This is a genomic window from Cetobacterium sp. 2A (genome assembly GCF_014250685.1).
In the GTDB taxonomy this organism is placed as follows: Bacteria; Fusobacteriota; Fusobacteriia; order Fusobacteriales; family Fusobacteriaceae; genus Cetobacterium.
Window position 1 is genome coordinate 555,908 of sequence record NZ_JACFAJ010000006.1, and the last position, 20,819, is coordinate 576,726.

Sequence of the window (20,819 nt, forward strand, 5' to 3'; positions counted from 1 at the left end):
TTTATCTCCCCCTTCCAAATACCACCGTTTTTAAAGTTTTAAATAGTATCACAATATCAAGGTATAAACTATATGCCTTGATATAATATAGGTCATATTCTAATTTGTTCTTTGCATCTTCAACTGTTGCACCGTATGGATACATAACTTGTGCCCAACCAGTAAGTCCAGGTTTTACCATATGACGAAGTCCGTAATATGGTATCTGTTTTTCGAGCTCTTTTATAAATACCATTCTCTCTGGTCTTGGACCAATAAAACTCATCTCACCTTTTAGTACATTCCAAAGTTGTGGTAATTCATCTATTCTAGTTTTTCTCATGAAGTTCCCATATTTTGTTACTCTTGGGTCATTTACCTGTGCCCACTGTGCTCCGCCTTTTTCAGCGTCCGCTCTCATAGAACGGAATTTATGTACCATGAATTCAATATTTTTTTCTCCAACTCTAGACTGAGAATATATAACTCCACCAGGACTTTCAAGTTTTACTATAACCGCTGATATTAGCATAATAGGTAGAGTTAAAATTCCAATTGTGATGGCCATAGCCAAATCAAATACTCTCTTTATCTTATTTTGAAGTCTACTTCTTAAAATGTCAAATCCATAGGCATTCAATAGCCATTCTTCATCTATATATGAAACTTCAATTTTCTTTTCATATTCTAGCATATATTCCAGATATCCCTTTACTTGAACTCCAGAAAGTTTCATTTGCAATATCTCTCTTATCTCATCATGGCTAGGTTTTAATTTTGCAATTATTAGAAGTTCAATCTTTCCTGTATCTGAAAAATAGTATCCCTCTCTATCTTTCAAACTTCTTCTAACATTTTCTTCAAGTTCACCGTCACCTAAAATAACCACTCTTTTCTCATGATATGTAGCCATATTTATAAGAGTTCTAAACAGTAACTGTGTTCCTAAAAATATAAAGAAAAATGGAATTACCCAAAAATCAAAACTTATAAGAAACCAAAATCCAAAGAAAATTAGATCCACTAGTAAAAATTTCTTAAAGTCTAAAAGGTATGTTCCAATCATTATCCCAGTAAAAGTTCCAAGAGCATATATCCCCATCTCTCCTCCAAGTGGAAGAAATTCATAACAAAGCCCAAATACAATTCCCAGAGAGGTTATATATAAAATTCTTAACATAATAATCTCCTTTTTCTATTTTTCATTTAATGGATAAAGATGAATTCTTTCTCCGCTATCCACTCTATTCTCCTCTTGAGAAGATTTATCATAGTATAGCACAGCTCTATAAAGTTCATCTTTTGTATCGAGTCCCACCTCTGAATATAAAGCAGTGGCATATGGATTGGCTTGAAATCCTGTTATTGTCAGTATATTGTTATTTCTAACTAAATATTGGCTTCTTCTATTTTTTACAGGAGTTATAGGTTCAACTCTTCCAATTCTTCCAAGAATTTTTCCAAACATATCAACTGTGAAGTTATCCTCATCATTACTTACTACCCAGTTGTTATCTTCTCCTCTTTTTATACTAACTTTTCTAAAAGCTGGACCAGTTGTTAAAACATATCTTATGTTTCCACCACTATCAAATACAAATGGCATCCCTTCATCTCTTAGATTGTAATTTGCTAGGTTCATTCCAGGTTCTATTGAATCAACTCTACGTTTTTCTATATTTATACTTGGCAGTCTATCGTCCAGTCCACCAGTTGTAATCTTTATTTCAGTAGTTTCAACAGTTCTTCCATTGTTCATAAGAGATAATATAACTCTATTATTTTTATTTGGATATAATCCAACTATTGGAACGGGTGAATTTTTAATATAATTTACATAGTATGTATAGCTTGGCATATAATTTTCACCTAGAACAGTCACTCTAATCTTTGGATGCTTTATATGCTCTGAAATATTAAATCTCACCATTGCTGTTAGTGGAGTACGCCCATATGGATTTAGTAAAACATAAGGGTGTTTTAATGAATAAGTTCCCTTCGAATACTGCTTTTCATACTCTCTTTCAAGTCTTGCATCAGATAGATATAGACTTCCATAAAGAGCTGCTTTACGATAATCAAATTCTGGTAAAATATTATTTAGTGCAACGGCCATAGTTGGGTCTAAACTACTCATCGAATAAACTGATCTTGCTACTGAAAATACTCTTTCGGTACTGAAGTCTGAGATATCTTTTTTCTCTAAAAGAGTTAAAATATCAGGATTTGAAATCAATATTTTATTCATAGCATCAATTTTATTTGGAGGTAGCCCTTCAACTATTGCTTTTAATGTATCGTTATTTAAAAGTTTAATTATTCTTTCTCTAATTTTTATAATCTCTGGAGCTCTATCATTTTTACTGATAGAGTTTCTATAGTCAGCATCTGGATAAATAGTTTCTAGATACTCTTTAACCGATGGTGATAGCATTTCTAGTTCTTGCAGTCCCTTACTTATTCTAAGAAGTCTTCTTGCTGAATCATAAGTTTCAAAACTTCCCTCTCCTATCTCTCTAAATGTTTTACCTGAATTTATAAAGTCCACTAAATCTTTATTTTCAAATATCTCCTGTGCAAGCTCCATCTTTTCAATTGGTAGCCTATCCAAAACTTCGCAAAATGAATCTCTACTTATCATTCTATCTAAACTTCTTCTAACTTTTCTTTTAAGTACGCTCTCGTATAACTCTTTCGTATAGGTATTACTTTTAATATACTCCTCTATTTTCTGATGCTCCATAACAGTAATCGGTCCTGTTATAATTAGTCCCAGAGATACCAGTAGCGTTAAAAATTTTTCTTTTTTAAATTTCATATTCCACCTTCTCTACTTTTTTTAATTAAAGAGAGATGGACCCAAAGAAAAACCAGTCCCTTTAAGTCCATCCCTTCGAAGCTAACTTATATTTAATCTCTTCTATATAAATCTCTTGTGTAGATTTTATTCTCTACATCAGATAAATCATCAGTAACTCTATTTGTTACTATTACATCAGATATCTTTTTAAACTCTTCTAAGTCTTTTATAACTCTTGAGTTAAAGAAATTATCCTCTTGAAGTACTGGCTCATATACTACAACCTCTACTCCTTTTGCTTTAATTCTTTTCATTACACCTTGAATAGATGAAGCACGGAAATTATCTGAATCTGTTTTCATAGTAAGTCTATATATTCCAACTACTTTTGGTTTACGAGCTAAGATAGAATCAGCTATATGATCCTTACGAGTTCTGTTGGCATCAACTATTGCAGATATTAGGTTGTTTGGAACTTCTTCAAAGTTTGCTCTTAGTTGCTTTGTATCTTTTGGAAGACAGTATCCACCGTATCCAAAAGATGGGTTATTGTAGTGAGCTCCAATTCTTGGGTCAAGTCCTACACCTTCAATTATCTCTTTAGTATTTAGTCCTCTTAATTCAGCGTATGTATCAAGCTCATTAAAGTAAGCAACTCTTAGAGCTAGGTATGTATTTGAAAATAGTTTTACAGCTTCAGCTTCAGTTGATTCTGTGAATAGAACTGGAATATCTTTTTTTATTGCTCCCTCTGCAAGAAGATTTGCAAACTCTTTTGCTTCCTCTGTCTTTGCTCCAAGTATTATTCTAGATGGATGTAAGTTATCATAAAGAGCTCTTCCCTCTCTTAAAAACTCTGGAGAGAATATAATGTTTTCTATTCCAAATCTTTCTTTTATTGAATCTGTATAACCAACGGGAACAGTTGATTTTATTATCATAGTTGCAGTTGGATTTATTGCAAGTACATCTTTTATAACAGCTTCAACTGAACTTGTATTGAAGTAATTTTTATTTGGATCATAATCTGTAGGTGTTGCTATAACTACATACTTTGCTCCTTTATATGCTGTTTCTTTATTTGTTGTTGCTACAAGATTTAAATCGGCATCTTTTAAATATGCACTTATCTCAGCATCTACTATTGGGGATATCCCCTCATTTATCATATCCACTTTTTCTGGAATTATATCAAGAGCCACCACTTCATTGTTTTGAGCTAAAAGTATTGCATTTGAAAGTCCAACATAACCAGTCCCCGCTATTGCTATTTTCATTTATTTCCCCCTTATATATGATTAAACAGTTTTTAACGCTTCAACAGTTTCCATTTTACCAGCTTTATAGGCTGGTTTCAACCCTAAAACTAAACCTACTGCTAAAGTAGTGAATATAGCTAAAATAATTTCCCCTATAGAAAATACTGGTGGTATTTTCAAAATATTTCCAGCTAATATACTTCCAACTACTCCAAAGATTGTACCAAAAATTGAACCTATTCCAACAATTATACCAGCTTCTAGTAAAAATATCTGAGTTACACTATTCCTACTATACCCCATAGCTCTTAAAATTCCAATAGTTCCTGTTCTTTCTCTAATTGATGCTCCTATCAGATTCATGATTCCAAACCCTCCAACCATAAGGGCTATAATAGAAAGTGTGCCCAGTACAGAGTTCACAAGTTTTTTAATTTTTTCAATTCTTTTATATACTTCAGGAGTTTCTAAAACTCTTACTTCTTCTGAGCTTCCTCTCCCTCTATTTAGTTGTTTTACTATAAGAGGTAAGATATCTTCTGAACTTTCTTCTCCTGAGAGTGAAACTACAACTCTTTTATAGTCTCTATCTCCAAAGAGTCTTGCAAACATATCTTGAGAGATAATTATTCTATTTCCCTCTTTCATTGTTTCCATAGGATTTTGCTCTTCATATCTATCTTTAACTCTAAAGTTTTGAGCTCCATATCCAGCATCCATTTTTAAATTACTTCCAGTTAAAATATCTGGAAACTGATTTTTATCAACTATTATCTCGCCGTCTCTCAATCTTTCCATATTTAAAAAAGTTAGAGCTTTATCTGTATAACCTATAAATATATTATCTCCGACTTTTTCTCTGCTGTCTACAAAAAGAGCGTATTCTACGAAAGGAATGTTTTCAATTATTTTGATATCTCTTGAATTTAGATTTGCTCCACCTATCATAGCTCTATTTCTTCCTATAGAAGAGAGGTCTCTGTCTATTATACTGTTTCCCCCTCTTCCAAGAGAAAGAGTCATTATAAGGGCTGAGATAGCTCCAATTACTCCAAATATAGGAAAGAAAGCTCTTCCCCTATTTTCTCTCACACCTGTCCATGCCATCCAAAATTTCATTCTATCACTCCGTTATTCAGTATAGTTCTAGGATTTTCTGAAATCATCTTTTTAAGATTTTTCTCTCCGACAATCTTTTGAATCTCTGTTAACTGATTTTTGAAATTATAGTCTCTTTTTCCAATTCTATGGGTATCAGATGCTAAGATATCTATCATTCCATTTTTTAAAAGCCAGTGAAGTTTTCTATCAATATTCTCAACTGATTTTATATTGGTCTGAAATATAACTTCCGATTCCTTTAGTTTTTTTAAGTTATCTACTGTTAGATTCATATATCTTTCCACATGAGCCAAAACTGGATCATAGCCAGATTTCTTTACTCTATTTATAAGAGCTTGAGCTGCAATCATATTTATCATAGGATGAAACTCTACCAAAAGATAATTGCTATCTTTCAAATTTTGAGTCTTTGGAAGGTGATTCTCAATTCCAATATCCAAATATACTTCATTCCCAGAATGAATATCTATTGGAATTTCATGGTTTTTTATAGCTTCTTTTAATATATTAAAATTTTTAGCATACTTTTCATTTTCATATCTATCAACTTTATAATGAGATGAAAGTACAATCTCTTTAAACCCCATATGACTCGCCTGCTTTAAAAGCTCTAAAGATTCCTCTAAAGTCTTAGGCCCATCATCCACCCCAAACAACACATGCGTGTGAATATCTATCATCTTTTGTTACCCCCTAGATGCTACCTCTTCAACCCAATCTTGATTATCTAAATACCATTTAATAGTTTTTTCTATCCCCACTTCAAATGATGTTTCTGGATACCATCCAAGCTCTGTTACTATCTTTGTAGGATCAATTGCATACCTTGCGTCATGTCCTAATCTATCTTGAACATAAGTTATAAGATGATACTTTGGCTCTTCATTCTTAATTCTAGCTACAGTATCTAGAGTTAATTTTACTATATTAATATTTTGTTCTTCATTAAATCCACCTATATTATATATCTCACCTGCTGGAGCGTTTGATATAACCATATCAATTCCTTTACAGTGATCATCTACATATAGCCAGTCTCTTACGTTATCACCTTTTCCATATACAGGAAGATTTTTATCCTCTAGAATATTTTTAATAATTAAAGGTATTAATTTTTCTGGGAAATGATAAGGTCCATAGTTATTAGAACATCTTGTTATATTGAATGGGAACTTGTAAGTTTCACCGTATGCCATAACAATCATATCAGATGCTGTCTTTGAAGCTGAGTATGGACTTCTTGGATCAAGTGGAGTTAATTCAGTAAACATCTTATCTCCATATGTCTTAAGGTTAGTTCTGCCGCTTGCTATCTTAGCTACTTTTTCATCTAGAACTAATTCAATTGGCTCTAAATAATCTTTAGATAATGAACCATATACTTCATCAGTTGAAACATGGTGGAATTTTTTACCAGCTTTATAGATAGGGTACCCTTTCTCATCTTTTCCAGTTGACCAGAACTGTTTAGCTACTTCCATAAGGTTTTGAGTTCCTAATATATTTGTCTCTAAAAATATCTGAGGATTTTCTATACTTCTATCCACATGAGATTCTGCTGCAAAATTTACAACATAATCTATCTCGTCTTTCATAAAAATATTTTCTACTAATTCTCTATTACAGATATCCCCTTTCACAAATGAAACTCTAGGATCTTTAAGTTCAGCTTCTATTGTCCCAATATTTCCTGCATAAGTCAGTTTATCTAAAATAATAATTTTAATATCATTATGTTTTTTTAGCATATATTTAACAAAGTTAGCTCCTATAAAACCAGCTGCACCTGTAACTAAATATGTTTTCATTAAAGCTCCCCCTTCTCTCTCATCTCATCTAAGAATCTATCTATTCCACTTTTCCAGTTTGGTATCTCTTCTCCAATAACCTTTTCTATTTTAGATGAATCAAGTTTTGAATACTCAGCTCTTTTAGCTGGAAGTGGAAAATCAGATGTTTTTCCTCTTTCTAAAATCCCTTGCCATCCAATACTTTCTAAAACATATTTCGCTTGATCATATTTAGAAGCTATTCCACCACTACTTAACTGATAAAGGCCACCCTTTCCAGTATTTAGAAGTTTCCATGAATAAAGTGCTAAATCATATGAGTAAGTTGGCGATGAAACTTGGTCATCAACTATTCTAAGTTTATCTTTTCCTTTACTCCAATTTATTACCTGACGATTAAAGTTGTTATTGGCTATTCCAAATACCCATGATGTACGAATTACAAATGCTTCTGGATTAACTTCTAAAACTAACTTCTCTCCTAAAGCTTTTGCTTTTGAATAAACTGAAAGAGGAGTTGGTTTATCTAGTTCAGTATAAGGAGCTTTCTTTTCTCCATTAAATACAAAATCTGTTGAATAAGTTATATATTTAGCGCCTATCTCTCTTGAAATTTTAGCTAAAACTTCTGGCGCATATGCGTTTAATTTATAGCAAAGTTCCTCTTCTTCTTCTGCTTTATCCACATTATTATATGCAGCACAGTTTATAATTACATCTATATCTTTATCTTTTATAAATTCTCTTATACTTTTTTCATCTGTAATATCCAACTCTTTATGATCCGTTGCTATAAAATCTATATTTTCTTTTTTAAACAATCTTTGAAAATCATATCCAAGTTGTCCATTAGCTCCAGTAATTAAAATCATCCTATTACAACTCCACTCTCAACAAATTCTTTTAATGTCTGTTGCTTTTTATCTTTTTCAGACAGAAGAATTTCTTCCTCTTTAAGTCCATATTTTTCAAAATTCCAATCTATTCCAATTTCAGAATCATTCCAAAGAACTCCCGAATCAAATTCTGGCGCATAGTAATCTGTACATTTATATTGGAACTCAGTATCATCTTCAAGAGTTAAAAATCCATGCGCAAATCCAGCAGGAATATAAAACATCTTTTTATTTTCCTCTGTTAATTCAACTATAAAGTATTTCCCAAAAGTTGAACTATCTTTTCTAAGGTCTACCGCTACATCAAGAACAGATCCAGATGTAACTCTTACAAGTTTTCCTTGAGTATACTTAGTTTGAAAATGAAGCCCTCTTAGTACTCCCTTTTTAGATTTTGAATGGTTATCTTGAACAAATTCTTCCTCTATTCCTATTTCTAGAAAATCCTTTTTAGAATATGTCTCCATAAAAAATCCTCTGTTATCACCAAAAACTGTCGGTTCTATAACTATTAAATCTTTAATTCCGGTTTCTATTTTATTAAATTTTGACATTTCTACTCCTTTATTAATCCCATTAAGTATTCACCGTAGTGTGATTTTAAAAGTGGTCTAGCAAGTTCTTTTACCTTATCCTCATCTATCCACCCATTATTGTAAGCTATCTCTTCTAAGCACGCTACCATAACTCCTTGTCTACTTTGAATAGTTTTAACAAAGTTAGAGGCTTCTAGCAATCCATCATGAGTTCCAGTATCTAACCAAGCCATTCCTCTTCCAAAACTTAAAACATTTAGAGTATCTTCATCTAAATACATTTCATTTAAAGTGGTAATTTCAAGTTCTCCTCTATGTGAAGGTTTAACTCTTTTTGCTTTTTCAACAACTGTATTATCGTAAAAATATAATCCTGGAATTGCAAAGTTAGATTTAGGATTTTCAGGTTTTTCTTCTAAAGATATTGCCTTTCCTGTCTCATCAAACTCTACTACACCAAAAGATTTAGGATTTTGGACATAGTATCCAAATATTGTAGCTCCACTTTCTCTTTTAGCAGCTTCCTTTACTATTCCCGTAAGTCCATGTCCATAAAAAATATTATCTCCTAAAACTAAAGCGCACGAATCATTTCCAATAAATTCTTCTCCAATTAAAAATGCTTCAGCTAAACCATTAGGTTGATCTTGGATTGCATATTCAATATTCAAGCCAAAATCTTCTCCCGTTCCAAGAAGTTCTTCAAATGTAACTATATCTCTAGGAGTTGATATTATTAAGATATCTTTAATTCCCGCTAACATCAGCACAGAAAGTGGATAGTAAACCATTGGCTTATCATAGATTGGTGTAATTTGTTTACTTATTGCCTTTGTTACTGGATAAAGCCTAGTTCCACTTCCTCCAGCTAGAATAATTCCTTTCATTAATTTAGCTCCTCTTATAATATAATATTTTTCAATCTATTATTTAACCATCTTGGTAAAATAAATATATTTGTTGCCATGCAAAAACATGTTGCTAAAATTACTCCAGTTGATCCTAATCTTAAAAATTTTATAAATACATATGATAAGATTATATTCATAATGGCTTGAAATATTGATAACCAAACTAATTTAACATCTGTTTTTATAGCAAATAATGGTGTTGAATAAATACTACTATATCCAGTAAGTATTGTAGCTATCCCACATGTCAATATTAATGCAAAATTAGGATTAACTTTATCTAAAGTCCAAATTTGAATGAATTTCTTTCCTACAAATATCAATCCCACACATATAACTGTCATAAGTATAAATAATTTTTTCATTTTTTTCACCAAATTTTCTATCCATTTTCTATCCTTTTCATAATAAGATTTTGTTATTGCTGGCCATATAGGAGCTAATACTAATGTTAATATTAAGATAGGTATCCCAAATAACTTATTTACGATATTATACTCTGCAACCTTATCCATGCCTAAAAAATATGAAATTATAAAATTATCTGTAGAAAATATTATAAGGCCACATATCTGGACTATAAATATATTTCCCCCAGTATGTAACAACTTTTTCACTTTATTTAAATGAATATCTTTTAAATTAAAATTTATATTGGAATTTTTACTGAAATACATTAATGTTAAAATACAGTGAGATAATAGTACGGATAATCCATAAAAAATACTCAACATCACTATAGAAGTTTTTTCTATTTTTATTAATAAAATTAAAAATACTATGTTAAAAAACTGTGATAATATAGCATTTAATGATGCCAAATAAGATTTTTGAGACCCATAAAATATATTATTACATAATGAAAAAACAAAATTTAAACATACAAAAAAAATATTAATTAATAAAATATTAGTTAATTCTAAATTAGTTAAAAAATTTATATTTAATAACTTTGAAGTATTAATCATACTCAATACTATAAAGCTAAATATAAAAAATATTAACGCTATTCCGATTACACCAAAATATCCAGCTGCTATATTTTCTTTTATTTCCAAATTGTCATTTTTAGCAATTCCTTCTGCTATTTTATTTTTTAAACCATTCCCAATTCCTATATCAAAAGTGTAAATCCAACTCGTTATAGAAAGAATTAAAATCCATAGTCCATAAAATTCATTTCCCAAATACTTTAATGTTATTGGAACACTTAAAAAACTTAAAATAATACCTAGTCCTTTAAATATAAAAGCTGAAAAAATATTCACAACTAATTTATTTTTATTTAATTTTTTTAGTACAAAATCAATATTATTTTTCAACTTATATCCTCTCTATATTCTATCAATATTGGACTAGTTTTATTTATTGGTTGATTATATTCTAGTTTAGGATAAACTTTAGTTTCTCCCTCTATTAAAAATTCAATTATTCCATTTTTAATTGAAAATACTTCATCCAAATATTTTTTATCATCTATATTATTTTTAGTTATTTTAAAATACTTAAGATTATATGCTTTTGCTAAAAATGATATCTCTGGCACCAAATAACCACCTTCTGGTGTTGTCCCAACCATTCTTTTTTCAAAATATAACTCTTGAAATTGGGTAATCATTCCTAAAGCATTATTATTTAAAATTATTACTTTTATTGGCAGATCATATTGAGAAATAAGCATTAACGATTGTAAAGCCATATGAAAACCACCATCACCATTAATACTATATACACTTTTAGATAAGTTTCCAAAAGATGCTCCAATGGACGCAGGTAAAGAATACCCCATAGGAGCTAACCCACCACTTGTATAGTATCTTTGATTTTCCTTCATTTTTAAATGCTGAGCACTCCACATCTGATTTTGCCCAATGTCGGCAGTAAATATATCTCCATTTTTAGAATAACTACCTAAAACTTCCATTATTTTATAAGGAATTTTGTTATCAATATTTTTTTTTATTTCTTTTTCTTGATTATAATTTTCTTTTAAATTACTATAATATTCTTTCCATTTATCAGTTACTTTATAATCTAATTTTTTTTCTAGTTGGTTCAGGAAATCTTTTACTTTAGAATTTATTTTTAATCTATTTTCTAATCTATGATTTTCTAACTCATCTTGATCTATATTTACGTGTATTATTTTCCCTTTTGGTAAAAATCCTTCCAATATATTTCCTGTTTGTCTTGTATCAAGCCTGCTTCCTAAAGCTATTAATAAATCTGATTCTGGAACCAACATATTTGCACAACGATTTCCATAACTTCCAATCATTCCCATATGTTCTTTTCTTTCATCAGGGAAACATCCTTTTCCCATAAGTGATGTTACCACAGGAATTTCTGTTTTATCTATTAAATTTTTTAATAAATCCTGAGAATTATCACTTATAAGGCCTGCTCCTACCAGTATTAAAGGTTTTTTAGATTCTTTTATAATTTTAATTATCTCTTCATACTCTGACTCTTTTAAAGTATTTTCAAAAGATCTACTTTCAAAATTTTTTAAATATTTAAGGTCAACATTTGCTCTTTGAATATTCATTGGTATATCTAGTACAACAGGCCCTTTCCTCCCATCCATAGCAATATGATAAGCCTTCTCTAACTCATATTTTATTTCATTCTCATTATCCACAAGCTTTGCGTATTTAGTAATTGGTTCAACTATACTAACAATATCTGTTTCTTGGAATCCTTGTTGTCTAATTGGCTTGTCATATTTATACTCGTATGTATTCACTTGTCCTGTTATATAAATTACAGGTATAGAGTCAAAATATGCATTTGCTATTCCTGTCACCATATTTGTCGCCCCTGGTCCACTAGTAGATATTGCAACTCCAATTTTTCCAGTTTCTCTTGCATATCCTTCCGCTGCTATAGCTGCTGTTTGTTCATGATAAACCTGAACAAACTTCATATTAGAGTTTTTATAAATAGAATCTGCTAAATGGGTAATCATTCCACCCATATATCCAAATATTATATTAACTCCTTTATCTTCAAAAAATTTCACTATATAATCTGAAACTTTCATTTATCTCTCCTTAATACAAATTTATGTTCTCTTTAAACCAATTGCAAACTTCTACCAAGCTATCTTCAAATTTTGATTTAGGAGACCATCCTAGTTTATCTTTTGCTTTAGAGATATCTCCAACCCAACTAGTTGTATCCGAATCCCTTCCCAATATAGCTCCAAACTTTAACTTACTTGCCGTATTTGTTATCTCTATAATTTTATTAGCTACATATTCTACGGAATGTTGTTCTCCATAAGCACAATTAAAAATTTCACCTTTTATGTTTAAATTTTCTTTTATTATTTTTAAATATAAATCTATCGTTTCTTGAATAGATATGAAATCTCTTACTGAATTTGGATTCGCTAGTTCTATATCCTTATTTTTCAATGCATTTACAATAATATCTGGAAATAGTCTTCCTTTATCTTCGTAATCACCAAATGGTGAAAACAATCTTAATGTTCCTATATTTTTATTATCTCTATTTGCTATATAGTTACAATATAATGTTGCTCCAACCTTTGCTATTCCATAAATATTTGTTGGCTCACAAATATCTATTTCTCTCATAGGTTTATCTTTTTTACCATATTCTGAAGAGCTTCCAGTATTTATAAAAATTTTATAGTTTATTTCTTTACAAGCATCAACCAAATTAATTGTTCCTTGAAGATTTGATTCCATTATTTTTTTTGTATCTTTTTCATTAGGTCTTCCACCATATATAGCAAGATGTATTATATAATCAGGTCTTATTTTCTTTATGATATTTTTCAACTTTTCTCTTTCATTTAAATCAACTTTCCAATCTACTAAATTTAGATAAATATCTTTTAATCTCCACATATTTGAAGTTTCTCTAGTCAGTATATTAACTTCATAATCCTCTTTTAGCAATCTTCTAGCTAAGTTTGCTCCAATAAAACCAGTAGCTCCAGTTATTAAAATTTTTTCTTTCATTTATTTCTCACCATAATTACAAAATTTCTCAATCTGTTGCAAACAAAGATTATATACATTTTCTTCTGTATATCTCTTATACCATTCAACTGTGAGTTCAATACTATTTTCAATGGTTAATGTTGGCTTCCAATCAAGTTCAAATCTAGCTTTTGTTATATCCAAAAGTAAAAGTTTAGCTTCATGAGGTGCATTTAGATTTGAAGAATCTCTCATTTCTCCACTTCCGTAAAATTTTTTTACCATATCTGCAACATCCCATACGGGAACTATTGCGTCTAGTGTCGGTCCAAAATTATATCCTTCGCAGTACTTTCCTGGATTTTCTAGCATTCGTTGTCCTAGAAGCAAATATCCACTTAAAGGTTCCAAAACATGCTCCCAAGGTCTAACCGCTTTTGGCATTCTAATATCTATAACTTTTTTCTCTTCCAAAGCTCTTATACAATCAGGAATTATTCTATCCTTAGCCCAATCTCCTCCTCCAATAACATTTCCAGCCCTTACAGATGCTATACTCTTTCCATGCTTCTCATAAACATCTGGATTAAAAAAAGATCTTCTCCATGAATTTATTGCTATTTCACAAGCTCCTTTTGAAGATGAATATGGGTCATATCCCCCCATTGGTTCATTCTCTCTATATCCCCAAACTTGTTCTTGGTTTTCATAACATTTATCTGTTGTTATAAAAATACCAATTTTTGCTGAGTCTGATTTCCTTATTTCCTCCATAATATTTATTGTTCCCATAACATTCACTTCATAAGTTTCTAAAGGAATATCGTATGAAAGTCTCACCAATGGTTGAGCAGCTAAATGGAAAATTATTTCAGGTTTGTATTTTATAAAAACTTCTCCTAGTTTTTCTTTATCTCTTATATCTCCTCTTATATCAGTCATTTTTTTTGATAAGTCACATAAAATAAAATTATCTTTTTGTGTGTATGGATCTAAAGAATATCCAATAACTTCAGCTCCCAATTCATTTAGCCAAATAGAAAGCCAAGAACCTTTAAAACCTGTGTGACCTGTTACTAAAACTTTTTTCCCTTTATATATATTATTAAATTTTTTAATCATCTCTTCTCCTTTAAAAAAAGGATAGCTTACGCTACCCTTTTTTACCATTTTTTCCAAGGGGCTTTTCCCGAATCCCACATCTCATTTAACTCCACGTTATCTCTTAAAGTATCCATAGGTTTCCAGAATCCTCTGTGTTTGTATGAATTCATCTTTCCATCTTTAGCTAGATTTTCAAGTGGTAGCTTCTCAAATATTTCAGAATCCTCTCCAGTAAGGTAATCAAATACTTCTGGTTCACATACAAAATAACCAGCGTTTATCCACATACCGTCTCCTGCAGGTTTTTCTGTAAAGGCATTAACATTTCCTGTGTTATCTATCTCTAAAGCTCCAAATTTTCCATTTGGTTTATAAGCTGTTACAGTTAAAGCTTTTCCATTTTTTTTATGTTCTTCTATAGATTTTGAAATATCTATATCTGATACTCCATCTCCATAAGTAAGTAAAAATGGCTTATTTCCTATATACTTCTGAATTTTTTTAATTCTTCCACCAGTCATCGTATGAAGACCTGTATCAACAAGTGTCACTTTCCATGGCTCTGCCTTACATTCATGTACTTCAATACTATTATTGGATAAATCTACAGTTACATCCGAATTATGCATAAAATAGTTAGCAAACCACTCTTTTATTATATAAGCCTTATAACCACAACAAATTACAAATTCATTTATTCCATATTCAGAATAACTTTTCATAATGTGCCACAAAATTGGTTTTCCACCAATTTCAACCATGGGTTTTGGAATTAAATTAGTTGCCTCGCTAAGTCTTGTTCCGAATCCACCTGCCAAAATTACTGCTTTCATTTTGTCCTCCTATCTTAATATATATTCTTTTATTTTTTCTATCATATAATTTAACATTTCATCTGTCATTCCTGGATATACACCTATCCAGATTGTATTATTCATTATAAAATCAGTATTTTTTAGATCCCCAACTTTTCTAAAACCTTCGCCACTAATTCTCATCTCATCAAAAGCTGGATGTTTTATAAGATTTCCTGCAAATAAATTTCTTGTTTGAATTTTATTTTCTTCCAAATATTTTGCCAATTCTACTCTTGATTTTCCTGAATTTTCTTTAACTGAAATCATAAATCCAAACCAACTTGGATTTGAATCTTTCTCTTTTTCTGGTAATATTATTTTATCTGATAAATCTTTTAGCCCATTGTATAATCTATCCCAATTTCTTCTTCTAGCTTCTACTATTTCTGGAAGCTTTTCTAATTGAGCACATCCAATAGCAGCTTGCATATCTGTAACTTTTAAATTATATCCAAAATGTGAATATACATATTTATGATCGTAACCCAAAGGAAGCTCTCCGAATTGTTTCGTAAATCTATACTGACAAGTATTGTCTACTCCACTATCACACCAGCAATCTCTTCCCCAATCTCTAAATGAATTTACAAGTCTTGCTAATTTTGAGTTGTTTGTATAAACCGCTCCTCCCTCTCCCATAGTCATATGATGTGGTGGATAGAAACTTGAAGTTCCTATATCTCCAATAGTTCCTGTTTTTTTCCATTCTCCGTCTATATAGTATTCAGATCCTAAAGCATCACAGTTATCTTCTATTAACCAAAGATTATTTTTATCACAAAATTCTTTGACAGCTTTTAGATTAAATGGATTTCCCAAAGTATGGGCTACCATTACAGCTTTTGTTTTTTTAGATAAAGCTTTTTCTAAATCATTTATATTTATATTATATGATGGGATATCAACATCTACAAATACAGGGACAGCACCATATTGAATTATCGGTGTTACTGTTGTTGGAAATCCTGCCGCTACTGATATAACTTCATCTCCTCTATTTATTCTCTTCTCTCCTAACAAAGGAGAAGTAAGGGCCATAAATGCCAATAAATTTGCTGATGAACCGGAATTTACTAAAGAGCAATATTTTGTTCCTAAGTATTCTGATAATCCCTTTTCAAATTTTTTAGCCCAAGGTCCTGTTGTTAACCAAAAATCAAGAGACGAATCGATTAAATTAATCATTTCTTTTTCATCAAAATATCTTCCACCATAGTTAACAAAAGTTTCTCCTGAAACAAACTCTTTTTTCTCACTATATTTCAATTCATAGAACTCTTTAGTTTTATCTAAAATCTCTTGTTTCAATTTTTTTAACTTATCCATTTATATTCTCCTTGATTCATATTCTTTCATATAGATTTATCTCTTTTTGTTCTATAGCTTGTTTAAATTTTTTACTAAATTTTGATATTTTTTTCATTAATAATGGTTTGTCAAATATAAAATATAAAATATGAAATTCAATTTTTTGTATCAATGAATATTCATATGATGATTCTTTATAAAAATATAATAACATATTTCGGTAGTAGTTTTTATCTTTTTCAACTTTTGAAGATAGCTGAACAAAATTATTTCGATAATTATTTGTGAACAAAGTAAATAATTTTCTCATCTTTTTTTCACTTTCAATAGAAATATCAAAGAACATATTTTTAGTACTATTTAATATTCCTAATCCTACAGTTATCGAAGAGTAAACATCTCTATCATCTTCCACAGTTATTAAAAAAGATTCTAAAAATAAAATTCCATCCATCTTATTTTTATTTAAATAAAAGAACAATATTGCTAAATGTGGCAAATATGCATTTGTATACTGATATCCATATAGTGTAAAATTTTTTAGCTTTTTTATATTATACAAACTATTTGAAATAAATAAAAAGTTTCCAAATCCTTTTTGAGGTTCTTTTATTGATAAATAATCTATTAGTTTTTCTAATCCTAAAATTTCTTCATCTTTACTTATAGTATCTATCGTTGATGAATATTTTACCATACAAATATCATCTAATTTCTTATTCTTCAAATCATGCATTATAATTTTTACTGAATTTTCAGTTGGGATATCATCATCACCCAATAGCCACATCCATTCTGTATCAGTGTATTCAAAACATCTTGCTATATTTGCATTCCCACCAATATTAACAATATTTTTTTTAATTTCAATATTCACTTTATCTATTAACGGAATTTCATTAGTAATTTCAAAAATATCATAACTTGAATTATTATCTAATATCAATAATTTTATTTCCTCTGTAATTTGAGGAACAATAATTTTTAATGTCCTTAATAATTTTTCTTTTCTATTATAAGTCGGTATTGCAATTGTTAATATTTTATTCATCTTTTTCCTCTTTATATCTAATTTTTATATATTCTTCTCTATTTATATCCAAAGTTTTTTTGTAATCTGATTTTAATGTTAAAATGAACTTAATCAACCATCCAGCTTGAGAAATATAGTATGATTTACCCATATCTTTTTTCCCAAAAACTTTATCAAAATACTTATACTTACTTTCAAGCTTCATTCTAGTCCTAGTTTCTTTAAAACTAAATGACTGCCCTTCTAAATGTATAATCTTAGCAGCAGGAATAGACATAACTCTATATCCAGCTCTTTTAATTCTTGCTGTAAGTTCAGTCTCTTCATAATACATAAAGAAATCTGGATCAAATTTACCAACTTTTTCAAGAGCCTCTTTTTTAATCATCATATCTGCACCAGTTACATGACCAACTTCTACTGGTTTATCTGTAAAATTAAAATCTCTTCTATTTTTTCCTAGAATTATCCTATTAATTTTTTCAAAATAATTAAAAGAATCTTGAATTTCAGTTTCAACTGAAATTAATTTTAACGAAAAGGAGTGAACCGGACTCATATCTTCTGAATAGAGATTCCCCCCAGATATTCCAACATCTAAATTTTCTTCCATAAAATCATATAAAATTTTTACAGCGTTATTTATTAAAAGTGTATCTGAATTCAAAAGAAACATATACTTTCCAGAAGCTACATCCATTCCAAGATTATTAGCTTTTCCAAATCCTAAATTTTTCTCACTTTTTATAAACTTTATCTTATCTGAATAATTTTTTTCAAAATACTCTTTAGAACCGTCTTGAGAATCATTATCCACTAAAATTATCTCATAATCAATCCCTTCAGTTTTTTCAATAACCGAATCTATGGTATCTTTTGTTAACTCCAATGTGTTGTAATTTACTATTATTATTGAAACATCCATTTTATTTACCCTTCATTTTATCATTGTATTTTTGAACAATTTTTTTTATATCTTGCGCTTTATCTCTATGAGATATCAATATATTATCTCCATTTTTTACTACAATCAAATTCTTAACTCCAAGTAATGAAACATTGAAGTCTTTCGCTATAACTATGTTGTTGCTTGAATCTTGAGTTATAACAGATGTTTCTCTTATTATATTCCCATCCTCGTCTGGCTCAAATATCTCTGATAGAGCTGTGAAACTTCCTATGTCATTCCACCCAATATCTACAGGTATAACTCTAATATTTTTTGAATATTCCATAATTCCAAAATCTATAGAAATTTTTTCAAATTTTTCAAAATATGGTTTAGCTTTTTTAGAAAGTTGAGTTCCAGTATCTCCTGCTTTTATCTCTTCTCTTAATTCTGAGAATATCTCACTATGCTCCTCCATAAGAACATCGAAGTTTTTAAAAATTGTATCAGTTGAAAATATAAACATTCCTGAATTCCAAAGATATTTTCCCGAAGAAACATAATTTTCTGCTGTTTCCAGATTTGGTTTTTCACGAAATCTTCTAACTTTATATATTTCATTTAATTCTATTTTATCATCATGTTTAATTTCAATATATCCATAACCTGTTTCTGGCTTATCAGGTTTTATTCCTAAAGTTACTATAACTGAATTTTCATTTGCTTCTTTGGCTCCCAATTTTATTATCTCACAAAATTCATCAGCTTTTTTTATCAAATGATCCGATGCTAAAACTACAACTTCTATTTTTTCATCAATATTTTTAAATCTCTCCTCAATAATTAAAGATGTATAACCTATAGCAGCAGCTGTATCTTTAAATGAAGGCTCTATTATTATATTCTCTTCTGGAATATCTGGAAGTTCTTTTCTTATCTCTTCAACCTGTAAAATATTAGTGGCTATAAATATTTTATCTGGTGTAATTATTGGTAATATCCTATCTACAGTTTCTCTTATCATTGATTTGTCTGAAAAAAGATTTAATAGTTGTTTAGGTTTTTTAGGTGTTGATAGTGGCCAGAATCTCTCTCCACTTCCTCCTGCCATTACTAGAGCTGTTAACATAATAGTTGTTCCTCCTCGATATCCTCATTTCTTAATATTTCAGATTGTAATATTGTAAAAACTAATATATATGTTGGTGTCATGTATTTATCTATAAAAATAAGCATACTTAACATTGTAAAAATCAATAATAACTTTAAAACCTTACTATCCACTAATCCCTTATAAAAATATTTACAAATCGCTATATAGAAATATATACTTCCAATTCCATATAAAATTATATCCATAAATATTCCTGATTTTGGAGACATTCCATGTCCTGTTTCGAGAGAATATTTTATCTCTGTATAGTTAAGTAGATTAAATTTGTTTTCTAGGATATTTTGAATTAAAGTTCCCTCTTTTTCAAAGTAAAATAAATATGTTCCTCCTACCCCAAATATATTATGGCTAAATATTTTTAAGCTTGTTAATACAGACCAAGATCTAGTTATTACGCTAGTAAAATACTTTAAGTCATTCATAATTGAAGCTGAAAGTTTTTCATAAAAAAAATATCTCAGAACAAATAAATTTATTCCAAATAAAAACAAGGATAGAATTATTCTTTTAAATGTAAACTTCATCGTTAATATACAAAAAAATCCAAGTGAAATAAAAAAACATACTATAGCTCCCTTAGAACCTATATAATATAACTCCACCAAATAAACAAGTGTTGATAACCCTATTAAAAAATAGCTTTTATCTCTTTTGTTATAACTCAATAGAAGTATGTAAAATATTGTTAAAATATATCCTGCTTCTGAGGGTTCAGATGTTAGAAGTTTTATTCTTTCAATATTCTGTAGCTTCTCTATCATAAACACTATAAAAATGAAAATAAAATTTATGTTTAATAACTTCTTTACTGATTCTCTAGAAACTTTTGAAATAATCCTTGAAAAATAACCTATTGATAAAAATCCAATTACGTTATATAAGATTAATTTAAAACTTTTTATAAAGAAATTTTCTCCATATAAATCTGTTGCTAGCCCTCCGACTGCAACATAAATTACGTAGGCCATACTAACAATAAACATATAAATAAAAAAACTTCCTATTTTTTTGTCTAAATAATTTACTTTATCTTTCTTTACTACAAAGAAATTTAATAAACCCAATATAACTAGTGGAAAGAAATAATTTATTCCAGCAGCTCCTATTGTACCTAAATAATCTTTTAATAAAACATTCTGAAAATTAAAAGATAGTATAAATACAAGTATTAAAAAAATTTCTGATGATATTCCTAAAAAAATCATTTT

19 protein-coding genes are annotated in these 20,819 nt (G+C 29.4%); all 19 read right to left on the reverse strand.

Annotated elements, in window-relative coordinates; translation table 11 throughout:
- Window position 1 precedes the first annotated feature (1 nt).
- Window positions 2-1,159 (reverse strand): exopolysaccharide biosynthesis polyprenyl glycosylphosphotransferase, encoded by a 1,158-nt coding sequence (locus tag H3N56_RS06605; protein WP_185880438.1) that lies wholly within the window; start codon window positions 1,157-1,159, stop codon window positions 2-4.
- Between the two features lie 15 nt (window positions 1,160-1,174).
- Window positions 1,175-2,797: an aryl-sulfate sulfotransferase N-terminal domain-containing protein gene (locus tag H3N56_RS06610; protein ID WP_185880439.1), complete on the reverse strand. Its 1,623-nt coding sequence runs from the start codon at window positions 2,795-2,797 to the stop codon at window positions 1,175-1,177.
- 92 nt (window positions 2,798-2,889) lie between these two features.
- Window positions 2,890-4,056 (reverse strand): nucleotide sugar dehydrogenase, encoded by a 1,167-nt coding sequence (locus H3N56_RS06615; protein ID WP_185880440.1) that lies wholly within the window; start codon window positions 4,054-4,056, stop codon window positions 2,890-2,892.
- Window positions 4,057-4,077: 21 nt separating this feature from the next.
- Window positions 4,078-5,157 carry an ABC transporter permease gene (locus H3N56_RS06620; RefSeq protein ID WP_185880441.1) on the reverse strand — a complete coding sequence of 360 codons (1,080 nt, stop codon included), beginning with the start codon at window positions 5,155-5,157 and terminating at the stop codon, window positions 4,078-4,080.
- A complete protein-coding gene (locus H3N56_RS06625; protein ID WP_185880442.1) occupies window positions 5,154-5,840 on the reverse strand; it encodes a tyrosine-protein phosphatase in 687 nt (228 codons plus the stop codon). Before H3N56_RS06625 ends, H3N56_RS06620 begins: the two co-directional genes overlap by 4 nt.
- 6 nt (window positions 5,841-5,846) lie before the next feature.
- Window positions 5,847-6,968: a dTDP-glucose 4,6-dehydratase gene (locus tag H3N56_RS06630; protein ID WP_185880443.1), complete on the reverse strand. Its 1,122-nt coding sequence runs from the start codon at window positions 6,966-6,968 to the stop codon at window positions 5,847-5,849.
- Complete coding sequence (rfbD, locus tag H3N56_RS06635; protein ID WP_185880444.1) at window positions 6,968-7,822, reverse strand: dTDP-4-dehydrorhamnose reductase; 855 nt, start codon at window positions 7,820-7,822, stop codon at window positions 6,968-6,970. The genes H3N56_RS06630 and rfbD overlap by 1 nt, the downstream gene beginning before the upstream one ends.
- Complete coding sequence (gene rfbC, locus H3N56_RS06640; protein ID WP_185880445.1) at window positions 7,819-8,400, reverse strand: dTDP-4-dehydrorhamnose 3,5-epimerase; 582 nt, start codon at window positions 8,398-8,400, stop codon at window positions 7,819-7,821. The genes rfbD and rfbC overlap by 4 nt, the downstream gene beginning before the upstream one ends.
- A gap of 2 nt (window positions 8,401-8,402) precedes the next feature.
- Window positions 8,403-9,269: a glucose-1-phosphate thymidylyltransferase RfbA gene (rfbA, locus tag H3N56_RS06645; protein ID WP_185880446.1), complete on the reverse strand. Its 867-nt coding sequence runs from the start codon at window positions 9,267-9,269 to the stop codon at window positions 8,403-8,405.
- 14 nt (window positions 9,270-9,283) lie between these two features.
- Complete coding sequence (locus H3N56_RS06650) at window positions 9,284-10,615, reverse strand: lipopolysaccharide biosynthesis protein (RefSeq protein WP_185880447.1); 1,332 nt, start codon at window positions 10,613-10,615, stop codon at window positions 9,284-9,286.
- Window positions 10,612-12,336: a thiamine pyrophosphate-binding protein gene (locus tag H3N56_RS06655; RefSeq protein WP_185880448.1), complete on the reverse strand. Its 1,725-nt coding sequence runs from the start codon at window positions 12,334-12,336 to the stop codon at window positions 10,612-10,614. The genes H3N56_RS06650 and H3N56_RS06655 overlap by 4 nt, the downstream gene beginning before the upstream one ends.
- 10 nt (window positions 12,337-12,346) lie before the next feature.
- Entirely contained in the window at window positions 12,347-13,285 is a 939-nt protein-coding gene (locus H3N56_RS06660) for an NAD(P)-dependent oxidoreductase (protein WP_185880449.1), read from the reverse strand.
- Window positions 13,286-14,368: a CDP-glucose 4,6-dehydratase gene (rfbG, locus tag H3N56_RS06665; RefSeq protein WP_185880450.1), complete on the reverse strand. Its 1,083-nt coding sequence runs from the start codon at window positions 14,366-14,368 to the stop codon at window positions 13,286-13,288.
- 41 nt (window positions 14,369-14,409) lie between these two features.
- Window positions 14,410-15,183: a glucose-1-phosphate cytidylyltransferase gene (gene rfbF, locus H3N56_RS06670; RefSeq protein ID WP_185880451.1), complete on the reverse strand. Its 774-nt coding sequence runs from the start codon at window positions 15,181-15,183 to the stop codon at window positions 14,410-14,412.
- A 9-nt stretch (window positions 15,184-15,192) separates the two neighbouring features.
- Window positions 15,193-16,533, reverse strand: coding sequence for a lipopolysaccharide biosynthesis protein RfbH (gene rfbH, locus H3N56_RS06675; protein WP_185880452.1), 1,341 nt, complete (start codon window positions 16,531-16,533; stop codon window positions 15,193-15,195).
- Between the two features lie 16 nt (window positions 16,534-16,549).
- The gene (locus H3N56_RS06680) at window positions 16,550-17,566 is read right to left on the reverse strand and encodes a glycosyltransferase family 2 protein (protein WP_185880453.1); all 1,017 of its coding nucleotides are present in this window, start codon (window positions 17,564-17,566) and stop codon (window positions 16,550-16,552) included.
- Window positions 17,559-18,473: a glycosyltransferase family 2 protein gene (locus H3N56_RS06685; RefSeq protein WP_185880454.1), complete on the reverse strand. Its 915-nt coding sequence runs from the start codon at window positions 18,471-18,473 to the stop codon at window positions 17,559-17,561. Before H3N56_RS06685 ends, H3N56_RS06680 begins: the two co-directional genes overlap by 8 nt.
- 1 nt (window position 18,474) lies before the next feature.
- On the reverse strand, window positions 18,475-19,566 hold the full coding sequence (locus tag H3N56_RS06690) for a mannose-1-phosphate guanylyltransferase (protein ID WP_185880455.1): 1,092 nt from the start codon (window positions 19,564-19,566) through the stop codon (window positions 18,475-18,477).
- Window positions 19,560-20,816: a hypothetical protein gene (locus H3N56_RS06695; protein WP_185880456.1), complete on the reverse strand. Its 1,257-nt coding sequence runs from the start codon at window positions 20,814-20,816 to the stop codon at window positions 19,560-19,562. The genes H3N56_RS06690 and H3N56_RS06695 overlap by 7 nt, the downstream gene beginning before the upstream one ends.
- Window positions 20,817-20,819: the final 3 nt, after the last annotated feature.

Coding starts and splice junctions, on each gene's coding strand:
- H3N56_RS06655 (WP_185880448.1), bottom strand. CDS start 12,336: ATGAAAGTTTCAGATTATATAGTGAAATTTTTTGAAGATAAAGGAGTT.
- rfbF (WP_185880451.1), bottom strand. CDS start 15,183: ATGAAAGCAGTAATTTTGGCAGGTGGATTCGGAACAAGACTTAGCGAG.
- H3N56_RS06695 (WP_185880456.1), bottom strand. CDS start 20,816: ATGATTTTTTTAGGAATATCATCAGAAATTTTTTTAATACTTGTATTT.
- H3N56_RS06605 (WP_185880438.1), bottom strand. CDS start 1,159: ATGTTAAGAATTTTATATATAACCTCTCTGGGAATTGTATTTGGGCTT.
- H3N56_RS06660 (WP_185880449.1), bottom strand. CDS start 13,285: ATGAAAGAAAAAATTTTAATAACTGGAGCTACTGGTTTTATTGGAGCA.
- rfbG (WP_185880450.1), bottom strand. CDS start 14,368: ATGATTAAAAAATTTAATAATATATATAAAGGGAAAAAAGTTTTAGTA.
- H3N56_RS06680 (WP_185880453.1), bottom strand. CDS start 17,566: ATGAATAAAATATTAACAATTGCAATACCGACTTATAATAGAAAAGAA.
- H3N56_RS06615 (WP_185880440.1), bottom strand. CDS start 4,056: ATGAAAATAGCAATAGCGGGGACTGGTTATGTTGGACTTTCAAATGCA.
- rfbA (WP_185880446.1), bottom strand. CDS start 9,269: ATGAAAGGAATTATTCTAGCTGGAGGAAGTGGAACTAGGCTTTATCCA.
- H3N56_RS06620 (WP_185880441.1), bottom strand. CDS start 5,157: ATGAAATTTTGGATGGCATGGACAGGTGTGAGAGAAAATAGGGGAAGA.
- H3N56_RS06630 (WP_185880443.1), bottom strand. CDS start 6,968: ATGAAAACATATTTAGTTACAGGTGCAGCTGGTTTTATAGGAGCTAAC.
- rfbH (WP_185880452.1), bottom strand. CDS start 16,533: ATGGATAAGTTAAAAAAATTGAAACAAGAGATTTTAGATAAAACTAAA.
- H3N56_RS06685 (WP_185880454.1), bottom strand. CDS start 18,473: ATGGATGTTTCAATAATAATAGTAAATTACAACACATTGGAGTTAACA.
- H3N56_RS06610 (WP_185880439.1), bottom strand. CDS start 2,797: ATGAAATTTAAAAAAGAAAAATTTTTAACGCTACTGGTATCTCTGGGA.
- H3N56_RS06690 (WP_185880455.1), bottom strand. CDS start 19,566: ATGTTAACAGCTCTAGTAATGGCAGGAGGAAGTGGAGAGAGATTCTGG.
- rfbD (WP_185880444.1), bottom strand. CDS start 7,822: ATGATTTTAATTACTGGAGCTAATGGACAACTTGGATATGATTTTCAA.
- rfbC (WP_185880445.1), bottom strand. CDS start 8,400: ATGTCAAAATTTAATAAAATAGAAACCGGAATTAAAGATTTAATAGTT.
- H3N56_RS06625 (WP_185880442.1), bottom strand. CDS start 5,840: ATGATAGATATTCACACGCATGTGTTGTTTGGGGTGGATGATGGGCCT.